The sequence below is a fragment of the Pallidibacillus thermolactis genome, from assembly GCF_025660415.1.
Taxonomy (GTDB): Bacteria; Bacillota; Bacilli; order Bacillales; family Caldibacillaceae; genus Pallidibacillus; species Pallidibacillus thermolactis.
Map to the genome: position 1 here is coordinate 1 of NZ_JAOUSE010000036.1, position 15,593 is coordinate 15,593.

At 34.3% G+C, this 15,593-nt stretch carries 18 protein-coding genes and 2 pseudogenes; 6 read left to right on the top strand and 14 right to left on the bottom strand.

Annotated features, from left to right (window positions below):
• The 4 genes and pseudogenes from OEV82_RS11170 to OEV82_RS11185 form a co-directional block, all read right to left on the bottom strand.
• Window positions 1-622, bottom strand: a 622-nt coding sequence (locus tag OEV82_RS11170; RefSeq protein WP_263061926.1) for a helix-turn-helix domain-containing protein, incomplete at its 3' end; no start/stop codon positions are given.
• 1,091 nt (window positions 623-1,713) lie between these two features.
• Window positions 1,714-2,245, bottom strand: a pseudogene (locus OEV82_RS11175) (GNAT family N-acetyltransferase).
• A gap of 134 nt (window positions 2,246-2,379) precedes the next feature.
• Complete coding sequence (locus OEV82_RS11180; RefSeq protein ID WP_263061927.1) at window positions 2,380-3,723, bottom strand: MFS transporter; 1,344 nt, start codon at window positions 3,721-3,723, stop codon at window positions 2,380-2,382.
• A gap of 97 nt (window positions 3,724-3,820) precedes the next feature.
• Window positions 3,821-4,738, bottom strand: a complete 918-nt coding sequence (locus OEV82_RS11185) for a LysR family transcriptional regulator (RefSeq protein ID WP_263061947.1) — start codon at window positions 4,736-4,738, stop codon at window positions 3,821-3,823.
• 207 nt (window positions 4,739-4,945) lie between these two features.
• Between OEV82_RS11185 and OEV82_RS16245 the strand changes: the two are divergent.
• Window positions 4,946-5,038: pseudogene (locus OEV82_RS16245) on the top strand (ATP-binding protein); the annotation flags it as partial.
• 893 nt (window positions 5,039-5,931) lie between these two features.
• A complete protein-coding gene (locus tag OEV82_RS11190) occupies window positions 5,932-7,122 on the top strand; it encodes a chromate transporter (protein WP_263061928.1) in 1,191 nt (396 codons plus the stop codon).
• Between the two features lie 48 nt (window positions 7,123-7,170).
• Here OEV82_RS11190 and crcB (OEV82_RS11195) read toward each other — a convergent pair whose 3' ends face one another.
• From crcB (OEV82_RS11195) to OEV82_RS11205, 3 genes are all read right to left on the bottom strand, one after another.
• Entirely contained in the window at window positions 7,171-7,515 is a 345-nt protein-coding gene (gene crcB / locus OEV82_RS11195) for a fluoride efflux transporter CrcB (RefSeq protein ID WP_263061929.1), read from the bottom strand.
• 5 nt (window positions 7,516-7,520) lie between these two features.
• Window positions 7,521-7,895: a fluoride efflux transporter CrcB gene (gene crcB, locus OEV82_RS11200; protein WP_263061930.1), complete on the bottom strand. Its 375-nt coding sequence runs from the start codon at window positions 7,893-7,895 to the stop codon at window positions 7,521-7,523.
• 64 nt (window positions 7,896-7,959) lie between these two features.
• The gene (locus OEV82_RS11205) at window positions 7,960-8,436 is read right to left on the bottom strand and encodes an SRPBCC family protein (protein WP_263061931.1); all 477 of its coding nucleotides are present in this window, start codon (window positions 8,434-8,436) and stop codon (window positions 7,960-7,962) included.
• A gap of 208 nt (window positions 8,437-8,644) precedes the next feature.
• Here OEV82_RS11205 and OEV82_RS11210 point away from each other — a divergent pair, with 208 nt between their 5' ends.
• Window positions 8,645-9,049 (top strand): secondary thiamine-phosphate synthase enzyme YjbQ, encoded by a 405-nt coding sequence (locus OEV82_RS11210; RefSeq protein ID WP_161921661.1) that lies wholly within the window; start codon window positions 8,645-8,647, stop codon window positions 9,047-9,049.
• Between the two features lie 383 nt (window positions 9,050-9,432).
• Here the strand turns inward: OEV82_RS11210 and OEV82_RS11215 are convergent, their stop codons facing one another.
• Complete coding sequence (locus OEV82_RS11215; protein ID WP_173658762.1) at window positions 9,433-9,582, bottom strand: hypothetical protein; 150 nt, start codon at window positions 9,580-9,582, stop codon at window positions 9,433-9,435.
• Between the two features lie 251 nt (window positions 9,583-9,833).
• On the opposite strand from OEV82_RS11215, the gene OEV82_RS11220 reads away from it, so the two are divergent.
• A complete protein-coding gene (locus OEV82_RS11220) occupies window positions 9,834-10,352 on the top strand; it encodes a ferritin (RefSeq protein ID WP_173658760.1) in 519 nt (172 codons plus the stop codon).
• Between the two features lie 1,346 nt (window positions 10,353-11,698).
• On the opposite strand, the gene OEV82_RS11225 is transcribed toward OEV82_RS11220, so the two are convergent.
• Window positions 11,699-12,304, bottom strand: coding sequence for a TetR/AcrR family transcriptional regulator (locus OEV82_RS11225; protein WP_263061932.1), 606 nt, complete (start codon window positions 12,302-12,304; stop codon window positions 11,699-11,701).
• 110 nt (window positions 12,305-12,414) lie between these two features.
• Between OEV82_RS11225 and OEV82_RS11230 the strand changes: the two genes are divergently transcribed.
• Both OEV82_RS11230 and OEV82_RS11235 read left to right on the top strand, forming a co-directional pair.
• Window positions 12,415-13,119, top strand: a complete 705-nt coding sequence (locus tag OEV82_RS11230) for a GAP family protein (RefSeq protein ID WP_263061948.1) — start codon at window positions 12,415-12,417, stop codon at window positions 13,117-13,119.
• A 23-nt stretch (window positions 13,120-13,142) separates the two neighbouring features.
• Window positions 13,143-13,364, top strand: a complete 222-nt coding sequence (locus OEV82_RS11235; protein ID WP_263061933.1) for a hypothetical protein — start codon at window positions 13,143-13,145, stop codon at window positions 13,362-13,364.
• 218 nt (window positions 13,365-13,582) lie between these two features.
• Here the strand turns inward: OEV82_RS11235 and OEV82_RS11240 are convergent, their stop codons facing one another.
• The 5 genes from OEV82_RS11240 to OEV82_RS11260 form a co-directional block, all read right to left on the bottom strand.
• On the bottom strand, window positions 13,583-13,819 hold the full coding sequence (locus OEV82_RS11240) for a glutaredoxin family protein (RefSeq protein ID WP_263061934.1): 237 nt from the start codon (window positions 13,817-13,819) through the stop codon (window positions 13,583-13,585).
• Window positions 13,820-13,920: 101 nt separating this feature from the next.
• Entirely contained in the window at window positions 13,921-14,157 is a 237-nt protein-coding gene (locus OEV82_RS11245; protein WP_263061935.1) for a glutaredoxin family protein, read from the bottom strand.
• 35 nt (window positions 14,158-14,192) lie between these two features.
• Window positions 14,193-14,492 carry a rhodanese-like domain-containing protein gene (locus tag OEV82_RS11250; protein WP_108897349.1) on the bottom strand — a complete coding sequence of 100 codons (300 nt, stop codon included), beginning with the start codon at window positions 14,490-14,492 and terminating at the stop codon, window positions 14,193-14,195.
• Window positions 14,493-14,508: 16 nt separating this feature from the next.
• Window positions 14,509-14,868 carry a rhodanese-like domain-containing protein gene (locus tag OEV82_RS11255; RefSeq protein WP_108897348.1) on the bottom strand — a complete coding sequence of 120 codons (360 nt, stop codon included), beginning with the start codon at window positions 14,866-14,868 and terminating at the stop codon, window positions 14,509-14,511.
• 165 nt (window positions 14,869-15,033) lie between these two features.
• Window positions 15,034-15,294, bottom strand: coding sequence for a metal-sensitive transcriptional regulator (locus OEV82_RS11260; protein ID WP_108897347.1), 261 nt, complete (start codon window positions 15,292-15,294; stop codon window positions 15,034-15,036).
• Between the last annotated feature and the right edge of the window lie 299 nt (window positions 15,295-15,593).

Here is a 15,593-nt window from a genome sequence, read left to right on the forward strand (position 1 = left end):
GAAACTGGCTAAACACCTGCAGTACATCTGCACCTTTACCAGTAGTAGCGAAAATTAAGCGTTTGGTATCCATATCAATAAAAAATGTCACATATTTATGGCCTTTTGCTCGTGATGTTTCATCCATCGCTATACGAGTGACATTAGATACATCTATGTTTTCCATGGCTTTGTTGACATAATATTTAAATACTCGCCAAAGGCGCGTATCATGTTCGCCTACTTCACGAGCTACGGCAGCGACAGGCATTTCAACCATTAGCGACAACACATGGTGCTCAAATAATAATGAAAATCCAGCTCCTGGACGTGCCCAATCAATGACAACCGTACGTATTTTACCGCATGACTCACATTTTACTCGTGGCATTCTGGCATGGAGAATGGTCTTGTATTGCCAAAAATTTAGATGTCTCCAAGTCCGGTCTTGATCTTGTATATCATGAACTTTACATCCCGTTTTACCGCAATTAGGACAAGAAAATTCCGCTCCTGATTGATATTCAATATAAATGTGTAAGGTGTTTTCTTCTTTAGCTAATTCATTATGGAAAACATACCAAGGTTTAGGTATTTCTAACGCATCTTGGAATACATTATACTCTTCTTCAAAGTTTTTCATAAGACTATCACCCCAGGTAATTTAGTAGTATTACCCAGTATAGACAGCTTTGGGAAGCTTTAAACTAAACATTAAATAGCGAGGAAGCTAAAAAAGAAATTACCTTTTCAAATTTAAGAGAATCTTATTTTCAAGCTATTTCAAATTCATCTTGGGCAAATGAAGGGTATTTAGTAACTGCAAAATTACTCAACGATGAAGAATTTCATTCTGAATTAAGACGTCTCACTTCTGCATTTGGAATCGGTATAATTAAATTAGATATCGAAGATCCAGATGCTTCAGAAATCCTTTATCCAGCAATATATAAAACAGATATAGATTAGGAAACTGTAAATAAACTTTCAAAAGAAAACCCTGACTTTAGGAATTTTATTAGAAGAATAAAGAATGACATGAATAGCAAAGAGATTAGAAAAGAAAAATATGACAAGGTTTATCTTACTGAACAGTTAATAAATAGTATTAAAAAGTAGCTTTAGTCCTGCATTTAACAGAACTAAAATAGCATCATACTTTAATTAGATTTTTATATTGGTAAAATAAAAAATCCGACTCTTCTTGCATTTTTATCTCAAAATATAAAATGTTCATGAGAAGGGATTTCGATGACATTTTAAGAAGAAAAGTAGTTTAAAATGTCTACGAGACAGGGGTTCGATGACAAATCAAGTTAAAATTTAGGGTGAAATGTCCATGAGAGAGCGTCTCGATGACATTTCGAGATGAAAAGTAGCATGAAATGTCCATGAGACTGGTTCTCGATGACATTTCGAGATGAAAAGTAACATGAAATGTCCATGAGAGAACGTCTCGATGACATTTCGAGATGAAAAGTAACATGAAATGTCCATAAGACTGGTTCTCGATGACATTTCGAGATAAAAAGTAGCATGAAATGTCCATGAGACTGGTTCTCGATGACACTTCGAGATGAAAAGTAACATGAAATGTCCATGGGAGTGGTTCTCGATGATATTTTGCGATAAAAAACCTTTCAAACTGTCCACTTCAAACTGTCCAATAGAATAGATTTAATCTAGCGGACATTTCACAATTTTAGTTCTATTTATCAAATCTTTAAACTGCTATCATGTATTTTTATTCCCCCAAATCATATGATCCTGACCTATGCCCCAGTAATCTTTAATGTGGTAATCGGGTTGGCCAAATTTCTTTTTCCAGATTTTTTGCGCACGATTGTAGCCGCAATCTAAACAAAATTCATCAATGCCTTCACTTTCAAACGAGTGATAATCTCCTGCAACAATTTATTACCAACGTCCTTTCCTTGAAACTCAGGGTGAACGAGGACTGTGCCTACTTCGACCAATTGATCGAATGCATTGTTCGTTAATTTCTTTATAAGTCACTTGCAGGTCCGAATTCAATAGTCCCGATAACCTGATCATCATATAAGGCGATTAAAAAATACCGTTTTTCTCCATTACTGTCTAAATCACTTTGTAAATACTTCTTCTTCGTTTCTATTTCGGCTTGAAGATCGTCCAATAGGTCCCAAACGCCTTCTTTATTAAACGTATCCGTAATTACGATTTTAAAAAATTCATTTAACTGGGGAATATCTGTTGGATGTGGTCTTCGAATTTTTACATCAATCATTGAAATCACTACCTTATTGTTATTAAGGGGTGGAACAGGGGGACGGGTCCATCGTTTCAATTATAAAATGAAACACCGAACCTGTCCCCCTGTACCACTACCCCTGTACCACTAAATTTTTCACTAACAATAAATCATGAGGTTTTATAAACCTCCGTTCCAACTGATTTCTCTTTCGCATAATCCGCCTGTTCTTCACGAATTAAACTCATCGCGATGGCTCCAAATAGCGCTGCAATCCCAATTGCAAAAAAGTTAAACTGCGGTTGGAGATTAAAGGTTAATAAAATCCCTACATAAGTTGGCGCTACAATTGAACCAATGCGTCCAAAGGCCATCGTACTACCAAGGGCTGCTGCTCGTACATCAGCTGAATAATACTGGGCTACGTATGCATTGGACATGTTTTGTAACCCGAGGGATGAAGCACCGATTAGCCCAATTAACACGTATGCGAAATAAATATTTTGTGAGTACCCAATGAGCACTAAGCAAGTCGCGCATAGTAAATAAAGTGGAATAAGTACACGTTTGAATCCAAGTAATTGAATAATATTACCAAATACTAATGTCCCAACAATAGACCCTAATTGGAGCACTGCAACAAAGGCTAGACTTGATTGCAAATTATAGCCTACATTCATCATTAATGTCGGTAACCACGTATTTAAAGAATACATTAGAATAAACGTACAGAAACAAGAGAGCCAAAACATCATCGTGCTTAAACCGAGTTTATTTTTAAATAAATCCCGGACGGAAGACTTTTTAATCTCATTCTGCTTGATATATGTGATTTGTACATCCTTAGAAAGAGCCGGTTCTATTTTCCGCAAAACAGTAACGAGAGCTTTTGTATCCTTTTTCTTCATTAATGAATGAATTGATTCTGGAACAATTCGTGCAATAAATGGTAGTAAAAGTAATGGTAATCCACCAACCCAATATACCGGTTGCCAGCCGTATTTTTCTAAAAAGAATTGTCCACTAAAGGAAGCTGTCATCGCACCAACGGAATACCCAATAAATATAAATGAAATAATCGCAGCCCGATGTTTTGTCGGTGCGTATTCAGAAATTAACGCAGCGATATTAGGCATGACACCACCAAATCCTAACCCCGCAAGCACACGACAAATCGTGAAAAATATAGGATCCGTTGTAAAACCAGCTAATAATGTAAAGAAACTAAATAAAAATGTCGTAAAAATGATCAACCGTCTTTTTCCAAATCGATCAGCATATACCCCAAAAATAACCGCACCGATCACGGTACCAAATGTCGTATAACTGCCAATCGAACCTGCCACGATATCACTAATTCCCCAGTCCGCTTTTAACAAAGGAATCGTTGCCCCATAAATAACCACATCATACCCATCAAACATCAAAATAAAAAACATACAAAGAATAAGTACATAATGATAGCCTTTCAATTTACTTTGATTAACAAGATCAATCGGATTTACTGAATTCATGCTAGTTTCCCCCATCCATTATTTTTATGGGAAAGTATAGCATGACAATTCAGCTAACAGATAACACTAAAAAAATATCTCTAGCTATAGGTAAAAACTATACCCGTCTCCGCTCTTCTTCTATCGATTCTTTCAAATACTCGATATAAATTTTCGCCAATTGACTTCTTTTCATATTTTTGTGTGTGATATATCCAACTGTAATTTTTTCATCAACTTGTAAAGGTACTGCGACAATATTTTTACCATTCAATTTATGACTAATAACTCCTGTTGAAATCGTGTATCCGTTTAATCCGATTAGTAGATTAAAGAGTGTGGCCCTGTCGGTCACCATAATATTTTTCGGCCTCGTAAGCGTACTTAAAATTTCTTCTGAAAAATAAAAAGAATTATAGTCTCCTTGGTCATAATATAAATACGGATACGGTACTAAATCTTCTAACGTGACAAAATCTTCTTTTGCAAGTGGGTGGTCTGAACTTATAAATACATGGGGATCCGCTTGAAAAAGCTCATGAAAAGTTAAATTCCCCTCTTCAAGAAACTTAAAAATTACTTTTCTATTAAAATCGTTCACATATAAAATGCCAATCTCACTACGTAAATTTTTTACATCTTCAATAATCTCGTACGTTTTCGTTTCTTTTAACGTAAATTCATATTCTTCCTGGTCATATTCCTTAATCAAACGAACGAACGCGCTCACCGCAAAAGCGTAATGTTGTGCAGATACCGAGAAATGATGCTGCATTTGTTGTGTATTGGAATACCGGTTTTCTAAAAGTGCAGCCTGTTCCACCACTTGCCGAGCATAACCGAGAAACTCCGAACCTTCTGCTGTTAAAATAATCCCTTTATTTGTTCGTAAAAAAATCGTGATCCCAATTTCGTTTTCTAACTCTTTAATCGCATTGGATAAACTTGGCTGACTGATAAACAACTTTTTCGCTGCTTTACTAATCGAACGACTCCTGGAAACTTCAATAACATATTTTAACTGTTGCAACGTGATCATCTCGTACCACTTCCTTTTATATTATAAAGAAGCAATTCTTGTTATTTTACACTTTAGTGTGTTAGTGTGTAAAATTTTACTTATTATACTAAAAAGTAATTTTAATTTCTATTAATATCCAGTATTGCACTATAAATCTAGTGTAAATGTAAAAGTAGTAAATTTATTTTCCACACTATAAGTTTTGCCACCATCTGTTGAACACCATTATTAACAACGGCGAACTTAGATCGCCTCCTCCATAGAAGTGAAATTATAACATTTGATGAACATCAAGATAGTATAAGAATGAAGTAAAGACAGGTTTTATTTGAAGAGTCAGGTGTTGAATCTTAATTGCGGTAAACTGTTGAACCTTAAATGTGGAAAACTGTTTAATTTTACTTGACGGTTACAAGTCACGATGGAGTTTACTATAACAAAATACAGTTTCTAATACCTAGGAGAAATTGTAGATTTGGGATGAAGGACATTTTATACCGCTTTTCGGGAAATTTTGTCTTTCATAAACGTGATGAAAGACAATTCTTACTGTTTTTCTGACTCTTTTGTCCTTCATGAACGTAATGATGGACAGTTCTTCCTTTTTATCTGAGAAATTTGTCCTTCATAACCTCGATGAAAGACATTTCTTACTGTTTTTCCGACTCTTTTGTCCTTCATTAACGCAATGATGGACAGTTCTTCCTTTTTATCTGAGAAATTTGTCCTTCATAACCTCGATGAAAGACATTTCTTACTGTTTTTCCGACTCTTTTGTCCTTCATTAACGCAATGATGGACAGTTCTTCCTTTTTATCTGAGAAATTTGTCCTTCATAACCTCGATGAAAGACATTTCTCACAGTTTTTCCGACAATTGTGTCCTTCATAAACGCCATGAAAGACACTTCTCGCATTTTTCCTCAACCTTATGTCCTTCATATGTACAATGAAAGCCACATCTTCTAATTTTTCTGACTAATTTGTCTTTCATACCATTAAATATAATGAAGTTTGTTAAAAAGTATAAAATCCTACACCACCATAATGCAATAACCACGCGCTCTTAACTTCCCTTACCGTTTTACCCCAGTCAAACTTTTTGGCTCAATGTTTGTAATATGTTATTATTAGTAGCGTGTGTCTAAATGGGACAAACTAATCAGCTAGGTAAAGATATTTACAATAGAATAAATGAGGCGGGACATTATGAAAGAAAATAAAAACATTTTTCAAACATGGCTAGAAATACTCGTTATTTCTACGAGACTTGGGCTAACTTCCTTTGGAGGGCCTATTGCACATTTAGGTTATTTTCATGAGGAATACATACGAAGAAGAAAGTGGATGGATGAAAAAAGTTATGCCGATTTAGTAGCACTTTGTCAATTTTTACCTGGACCGGCTAGTAGTCAAGTCGGCATTGGTATCGGTGTTATGCGTGGTGGAGTAATCGGAGGAATTATTTCATTTCTCGGTTTCACGCTTCCTTCCGTAATTGCACTTATTATTTTTGCCTCTCTTTTACATACGTTTGGCATTGAAAATGCGGGATGGATTAGTGGCTTAAAAATCGTTGCCGTTGTCGTTGTGGCCCACGCTGTTTTAGGTATGGCAAAAAAGTTAACACCTGATCTTCAAAGAAAAACGATTGCCTTATTTGCATTAGTCGTCACATTATTATGGCAAACAGCGTATTCACAAATCGGTGTAATTTTATTTGCTGGAGTTGTCGGTTTCCTACTTTATAGACAGCAAACAGACACTGATAAAGCAAAAGTTACATATTTCCCTATTTCACGCCGCTTCGGCTATTTTTGTTTAACTTTATTTTTTGGACTATTAATCCTTCTACCCATACTACGTCAGTTGACAACAGTACAATGGATTGCTATGTTTGATAGCTTTTACAGATCTGGGGCGCTTGTTTTTGGTGGAGGTCATGTTGTATTACCATTATTAGAACAACAATTTGTTCCTACCGGATGGTTAACGGAACAACAATTTCTTGCAGGTTACGGTGCGGCTCAAGCTGTTCCTGGCCCACTATTTACATTCGCGGCGTACATTGGTGCTGTGATTAACGGCTGGCAAGGTGGATTATTTGCTACATTTGCAATCTTTTTACCTGCGTTCCTACTTATTTTAGGTACATTACCATTTTGGGATGCGCTACGGAGTAATCCGAAAATAAAAGGGGCATTACTTGGAATCAATGCATCAGTTGTAGGAATCTTAATTTCGGCACTCTATAATCCGATTTGGACAAGTTCGATCCACACAGCAAAAGATTTTGCTCTAGCTGCACTTCTCTTTAGTATGTTAGTACACTGGAAATTACCACCTTGGATTATCGTCGTAACAGGCGCTCTTGGAGGCATGTTAATTTCGTATATATAAATGACAGTAGCTCCACGGCAGAACATATCTATCGTGTGTTCTGCCTTTTTATATGTAAAAACCAACCATCGCAAAAATCACGCCTAACACGATTGAGGAAACGACATAAAAAAGGGCTAATTTCTTTTTATTGAATTGCATCAGCGTTATCGTTTCATACCCAAAGGTTGAGAATGTTGTAAAAGCGCCGCAGAATCCTATCCCTCCAAGATAAAATAAACCGTCGCTGATCTCGTTTGAAATATAAAATTGTGTGAGTAATCCAAGTAAAAATGAACCGAAACTATTTATTAGCCAAGTTCCAAAGGGAAAAGTTCTCTTATTTAAGATGTTTCCTATTAAAAATCTTGTCGCTGCCCCTAAAGCACCGCCTATTCCGATGAGCCAAATCATTTAAGTCACTTCTCTCTTTTTGCAATTGCGAAATGGTAACCTGCATAGGCTAAAAGAATTCCGAGAACTGTTGAGGTCAAAACGTAAAAAAACGCCATAAAAATAAAACCACTCTGAATTAAAGACAGTGTTTCCATTGAAAACGTTGAAAAAGTTGTAAAAGATCCGATAAATCCAGTACCAACAAGTAGTGTAAATTCTGGCCGGATTTTTCTCAATTGGCTAACAAATGTTAAAAACCAACCAAGCAGAAAACATCCACTTTCGTTAATTAATAAAGTGGCTAAAGGGAATTCGTTGTTTGTATGTATCCATTCACTTAAAGCAAATCTGCATATTGCTCCAAAAAATCCGCCAATCATCACGAATAATAATTTCATTAAATCGCCTCTTTCAATAGTAAAGACACGAGTACTTATAACCTACTCAATTGTATATTATTGGCTAATACGCTTCATCTAACTCTTCTTCGATCAATCTCACTAAGTTCTCAAATTGCTCGTTAAATACAAACCCCGCTGCTTTTCCAAAAATTTTTGCTGTGAACTTATATAAAAAGTTACGTGGTATTAAGGATGCTTCAACGACTAATCTCGTACTGTTATATTCTCTTGATAAAAAATACCGGCTAATACTGATGCCTTCTTTAGACTCAGAATGCAGGACTATTTTATATGGCGGATCATATTCAGTCATAACACAATCGACCGTAAACGTTTTATTATCAAATTTTTGGACCGATTTAAATTTTGTTCCCGGTTTTCCCATGCGGGCATCTTCCTCAGATTCATAAATATTTTCCACTATCATCGTATTCCATAATTTTACTTTTTCATCATTGTCAACGTATTCAAACACCACATCAATCGGTGCGTTGACGACTCTTTCAAAACGATACACAAGCATCTCTTTTTTGCTCATTCTTTTTTCTCCCCTTATTTTCCAATTTCTGTAAAACCCTTTCAAAATTAGTATAAACATTCGCCAACCTTTTGAATAGCATAATTTTTATAAAAAAATAAAATCGCTAGATTACTTATGTTCGTTTTTTATCCTGTAATATAGAGCAAAAATTATATAAAATGGTTTATAGATTGAAATATGTACTTACTTAGAACGGAGGTTAACGATGGAAAAGATTTTTCACTTACGCACTAATAAGCATGATGAGATGATTGAAATTACGCACGAGCTTGAGAATTGGATTCAAGAAGTAGGTGTAAAAGACGGGATTCTGGTTGTGTCTTCACTACATACAACGGCAGGAATTACGGTGAATGAAAATGCCGATCCTGATGTGAAAACCGATTTTCTCCGCCGTCTTGCGGAAGTTTATCCGTGGAATCACCCGGAAGATCGACATATGGAAGGTAATACGGCAGCCCATCTAAAAACAAGCACAGTTGGACATGCGCAAACATTAGTCATTTCCAATGGCAGACTCGTGCTTGGTACGTGGCAAGGCGTATATTTTTGTGAATTTGATGGACCGCGGAATCGAAAGTTCCATGGGAAAATTATGGTGAGTAATTAAAGTTTGAACGTTCAAAAAAGGTGGTTAATCCTCACTTGATTGACCACCTAATAATTTTTTTAAAAAAACAAACACTTTTCCTTTTTAGTATACAACTATCTTACTATAATATATAAAGTGTTCCATGACCATAATGGTTTTGAAGTCTTTTTACTGTCGTTGTTTTCCCACTTCCTGAATTACCGCGTATAATGATTAGCTTAGATTCCACAAAATTACCCGCTTTATGTCTACTTTTTACTATTAAGTCTTCAATATAAAAATACTATTTTCCTGCTTACAGATTCTTATTATATTTTAAATAAAAAAGGTCCCATTTATCATAAAATCTAATTTGATAAATGAAACCTTTTCATAATTTGTTAGTTTACTATTTTTAAAAATTAACCAACTAATACATTCTCTTTATACATATAATCCATCGCAGCTTTTACCGCTACACCTGTTTCAACTTTAGCGCCTTCGTTAACTAAAATTTGCTCAAGGGCACTTAAGACAGTGATGACATTTTTGGGATTGCAAGAGTGACCCATTAAACCAATTCTCCAAACTTTACCTTTCAGCTCATCAAGACCAGAACCGATTTCAATGGAGACGAATGTTTTCCTTATTAAGATATGTAATATTGCTGAAGATGGGTGGGTATAGCCCCAGTTTTTGAAATGATATTCCTACATCTCCTGGTAATGAATTCGCCTAAATAGTGTAATCCGAGTAACTTTTATCTATTTTATTTAAAAGATGTAAATAAAAAGCAAAATAGAACATAATTGGAGTGAAGAGCATGAACGAGGAACTTCAAAAGCTATTCAATAATTTAATTCAAGTGGAACATTTATCTACAACATTGTATCTTGCTATGTCTGCCTATATGGGGAGACTGAACTTAACAGGTATGGCCCACTGGCTTCGCTTACAATCCGAAGAAGAAAGAACCCATATGCTTAAATTAATTGATTTTGTTGTAAATCGTGATGGCACTGTACAACTCATGAACCTTCCTGCACAGCCTAATGATTTCGGGACACCATTAGAAACCTTTCAAAAGGTGTTAGCACATGAGCAATTTGTTACAAATTCTTACCGGCAGGCTTTTAACTACGTTAATCAAGTAGATCCTCAAGCCACTGTAATTATACAAGACTTTTTAAGAGAACAAATTGACGAAGAAGCGCAAGCCAAAACGATTGTTGACCGACTTAAACTGGCCGAGAATAATCCTTCCGCTATTTTATTATTGGATCAGGAGCTAGGTGCTAGAACCAATACAACTACTGCCGCCCCTACACCACCTGCAGGATAAAAATTAGAATGACACAACAAACTATTAAAAATACATTATGTACATCTCAAGAAATAAAGATAGAATAATTTGGAGAGTTTTTTGCATATTATTTCGATAAATTCTATGTGTAAAAAAGCATAAAAATATGCTCTTTTCTACAATTTTTACCAAAAAAACAAAAACACGCACAATCGCTTGATTTATCTGCGTTCGGGCGTGTTTTTCAATTTTCTATCGGAACCCTATTTTCCTAGTAACATCTTAGGGGATTCGAACTTTGTCTACGGTACAGCATATTAAAAACTATACTTATTTGTTCTTTTTCGGAAAAATAACATATGACAATGTGTATAAAGTATCAGCAATAATAACTAAAGTCCATAAACCACTTAAATTACTAGCAAATTCATTGTTAACAAATCCATTTCCAATTAAATATACAAACTTGTCAACAATACTATTTTCTAATGAAAAGTCCCACGGTTTAAATCCGTCTAATATCGAGTTTATTTATCAAATCCTTTACGATAAGATTTGTAAGTCTCCTTTTTTTGCTGGCTCAAAAAAATCGACTTTACTTATATTTTGTTTTATCTCTGACATAAGCATAATCCACCTATAACTCTGAAAAAATCAGTATAAATATTATTTAACATAATTTTGAAATACTCTTTATATAATTTTATATAAGCCCGACCCCTCTATTTTATTATTTTAAAAAAGTATCGGCCAAATGCAGTCGTCACTCTTTAATTCAAGTTATATTTGAGATCTTCGTTTTCATCATTAGTTCTGCACGTAGAAGATCTCTATCTACACTTCTTCATCATTTTCACATTTAGTTCTGCACATAGAAAATTCCTATCAACACTTCTTTCGCATTTTCAACATTAGTTCTGCACGTAGAAGCGCTCTATCAACACTTCTTCCGCATTTTCAACATTAGTTCTGCGCGTAGAAGCGCTCTATCAACACTTCTTCAGCGTTTTCACCATTAGTTTCTGCACATAGAGGCTCTCTATCAACAATTCTTCCGCATTTTCAACATTAGTTCTGCACATAGAAGCGCTCTATCAACACTTCTTCAGCATTTTCACCACTATTTCTGCGCGTAGAAGCGCTCTATCAACACTTCTTCAGCGTTTTCAACATTTATTCTGCGCGTAGAAGATCTCTATCAACACTTCTTCAGCGTTGCCACCATTAGTTCTGAGCGTAGAAGTTCCCTATCAACACCCCTGCAACGTTTTCAACATTAGTTCTGCACATAGAAAATCACTATCAAGACTTCTCCACCATTCACATCACTTTAAAAACAATAAAAAGCAGCATTCTAATAGAATACTGCCACCTTTTTAAGTAATTCATTTTATATTTCCCTTATCACAAAGTGTTTCTAAATGATAACGGATAACCTCCTTCACCTTTTCTGGGGTGTAAACATCAGGTCTTAGTAAAGCATGAGCGGATAATCCTTCAATAAAGGCTGCTAAGCGACTTTTTTCTAACTCTAAATCGACTGAATCCAAGAGTATCCCCTTGAGAGCTAAGATTTCCAAAAGTGAATTTGCTAATTCATATGTACCATTCGTCAATTCTTCTTTTTTCTCCTTTAATACTTCACTCGTCAGGGAACGAAGTGCAAAAATCCACCAAACACTCGCTTCAATTTTCTTTTCTTCATCGATTGGTACAAGTTCTAGTAATATTTCCTCAACTGCCTGTAATGGATCTTTTGACCATTCTTTATCATCTGAACGTTTTTTCCCAATATCGAAAAAGTAATCCATTATAAAAATTAACATTTCATCTTTTGTTGAAAAATAATGTCGCAAAGCTCCAGGAGACATCCCAGCCTCAGCGGCTACTCTTCGTATAGATGCTTTTTCAATTCCATCACTCTCAATAATTTTCCATGCAGCTTCAGCAATTACTTTCCTCTTTTGATCGTGATTCACAATTTTTGGCACAGAAAAAATCACTTCCTCTTTTTAATACAGTGTGTTATTATTTATTTAGCACATCGTGTTATTTAGATAATATCACATAATACCAAGGGGGTACTAAATATTTGATTCAAATGATTGAAACAATGATGCCATCTTCATCCATAGACTTTTCTGTAGCTCTAATGATTATATCCATATGTGCATTAATTGATATTTTAAGTCCTGGTGTACTTGGTGTAACCGGCTATTTATTACTTACACAACCGAATCAGTTACCTTCTCGACTTATTGTGTTTATAGTCATTGTACAGTTAGGATATTTCATAACAGGTTTATTATTGTATTTTGGTGGAGAAACTCTATTGAAGTTGATCGAACAAATTTCTGAATTTGATTTTATCAACTGGTTTTATACTGTTTCTGGAGCAATTCTTCTTGTCATTAGCTTCATTAAACCAAGCGAAAATTCAATTCGACGAATCACTTCTTGGATTCCACAGCAATCGACCATTAGAGGCATGGTTGTTTTAGGCATCATAATTTTTCTAACAGAATTTGTAACAGCATTGCCCTACTTCTATTCTATTTCATTAATGAATCATCTAGCAATGAAGCCTGCTTCTTCTGTCCTAATTATCATCGGGTACAACATTGTAATGGTACTTCCTTCCCTACTTTTATTAGGGATAAATATTTTGTTCAAAGAAAAACTACAATCTTTTTTAAATAAAATTAGATCAAAATTAAATGAGTTACCCATTACTTCAATCTTAGGAGCAGTAGGATTAGTTGGTGTCGTTTTTTTTAACATAGGGATTAGAGGAATTTTAAATTAAAAATATGAATGAGGTGTTCAAGTATGAAAGAAATACTTAACGGATTAAGTTTACTTTTTCTTATCCAAGGAATAGGTGGATTAATCAACCATTTGACTAATGGTGGCAAAAGTTGGTTTTTAGTAAATTATATTTCAGCATTTCAAGGTTGGGAAATTTTGGTAGACATTTTATTAATTGTGATTGGTGGGATGATTGTTTTATTAGCTATGAAAGTATCTAGTTCATCTAAAAATAAGTATTAAACCGGATGTTGGAAATAAAAAATAGCATTATCCTGCACCCGTTTAACAAATAAAAGAGGCAATTTTTGATTAATGTTAATACATTTTCAAAAATTGCCTCCATTTTATTTTTTATATTACATTTCTAAAAAAGCCCGAATCTCATAAAAAAGAAATTCAGGCTTCCTTTTGTCTATTTTATATTATATTAATACTATAACTCTTTTACTACTATATTTTTATTTTTCTAAATAATCCATCAAACGTTCTGGATCGAATCCAATAACCCATTTCCCATTTATTTCTGTTTGTGGAACTCCCATTTGACCTGTTTGATTTACTAATCTTTGCATCATAATGGGATCCCTTTCTACGTTTACTTCCTTAAATGGAATACCGTTTTGCTGCAAAAAACCTTTTAACATTGTACAAAACGGACAGCTTGTTGTTGTATAGACAGTAATATTGTTTTTCATTATTTTTTTCCTCCTCAAAATTTTCACTTTATAACCCCGCATACCCAATGGGGTATATCGAATTATAAGATCTACTTAATAATATTATGAGTAAAGTGATTTCACACCTGTATCGCTTTTAATAATCCCACTGGATCAAAGCCCGAAATCCATTTACCATTAATATTTGTTTGCGGTACAGTGAATTTCCCTGTTTTTGAGATTAATTTTACCATTGCAATTGGATGAATTTCTAAATTAACCTCTTCATAAGAGATATCATTTAGATTTAAAAAATTCTTTACCATTTTACATACTGGACACATGGTAGTTGTATAAACCGTAACTTTTTGATTCATATCTAATCCCCACTATTAATTATTAATCATCTTTCTTATTCTACCTTACCTGTCCAATTATTCATGCCGCCAATCATATCCTCTACTTTGAATCCAAGTGCCTCTAGGATTCCACAGGCAGCCTTACTGCGATTCCCCGATTGGCAGACAATAATATAACTCTTCTTTTTATCTAATTCGTTTTTACGGAGTGCGAGTTGCCTTAATGGGATATGTTTTGCTCCCGGTATTTTCCCAGTTGCTATTTCAGCATTTTCGCGAACATCAATAATATCCACAGCTTCTTGATTTTTTAGACGCACCTCAACTTCTTCTGGTGTAATTTGTTTTGCCATTAGACTTCTTCCTTTCTTAATACCAAGCACTCATTCCGCCCTTAACATTATAAATATTTTTAAAACCTTGTTTTTTTAAGTATTTTGCTGCTTTTGCACTTCTCATACCACTTTGACAAATGACAATAATATCTTTATTTTTATCTAGCTTATTTACTTTATTCGGTAGTTCGTTAAGGGGAATATTTTTAAACTGTGGTCGATGGTTTGATTTATATTCACCTGTTGTTCGAACATCTATACATTGAATATTTTTATCATTTATTCTTTTCTTCGCTTGTTCAACAGTTATATTCGTTATCCCTTTTGTTGGAATAAAACGGCTAAGAAAAATAAGAGCAACAGCAACAATAATAATCCACTCCATTATTCCCATTGATTTAAAGCCTCCTCCTTAATACCCCTAAAGGTATATTACTAACAATTAAAATATCCTACCTATTTTCATGCATCTATATTTAAAACTTTTATACCCACCCGGGTATAAAAATACAAAAAAGGCATGCAACGCTTTTCTAATTAAAGAAAAGCTGTTGAACCTTTATCTACTTTTTACTAATAAATTTACTGCTTCTTTTACAAGTTCTTGCGTATCTTCACCATTTTTTATATTTTCACGAACACATTGTTCTAAATTCATGCTCACAATTAAACCAATTGTACGATCAATGGCAGAACGTGAGGCAGATAATTGAGTAATCACGTCTCGACAATCTTTATTTTGTTCAATCATATTTAAAACACCTTTGATCTGTCCTTCAATTCGTTTTAAACGATTGACAACTGATTTATCATATTCCATTCAATATTCCTCCCTTTTAAAAAAGGATTGTCTATCATCTTAAAGTGACAAATTGTATAAAAAATTATTATAATACCTTTTTGATATAGCGGTAAGTCATTTTACAAATGTGTTTTAGTTGCACTCATATTACAATAATAAACTTATTCATTGAATTTATAAGCATTATAATATACCCCTTAAGGTATATTGTCAAGGTGCCAGCTAAAAAATTTTTTCCAATATAATTTGTATCCAAAATTTTTTTAAAAAGGGAGGCCTTCTGTCTTATTGTTGCATTCTAAACAATTGTAAATAGT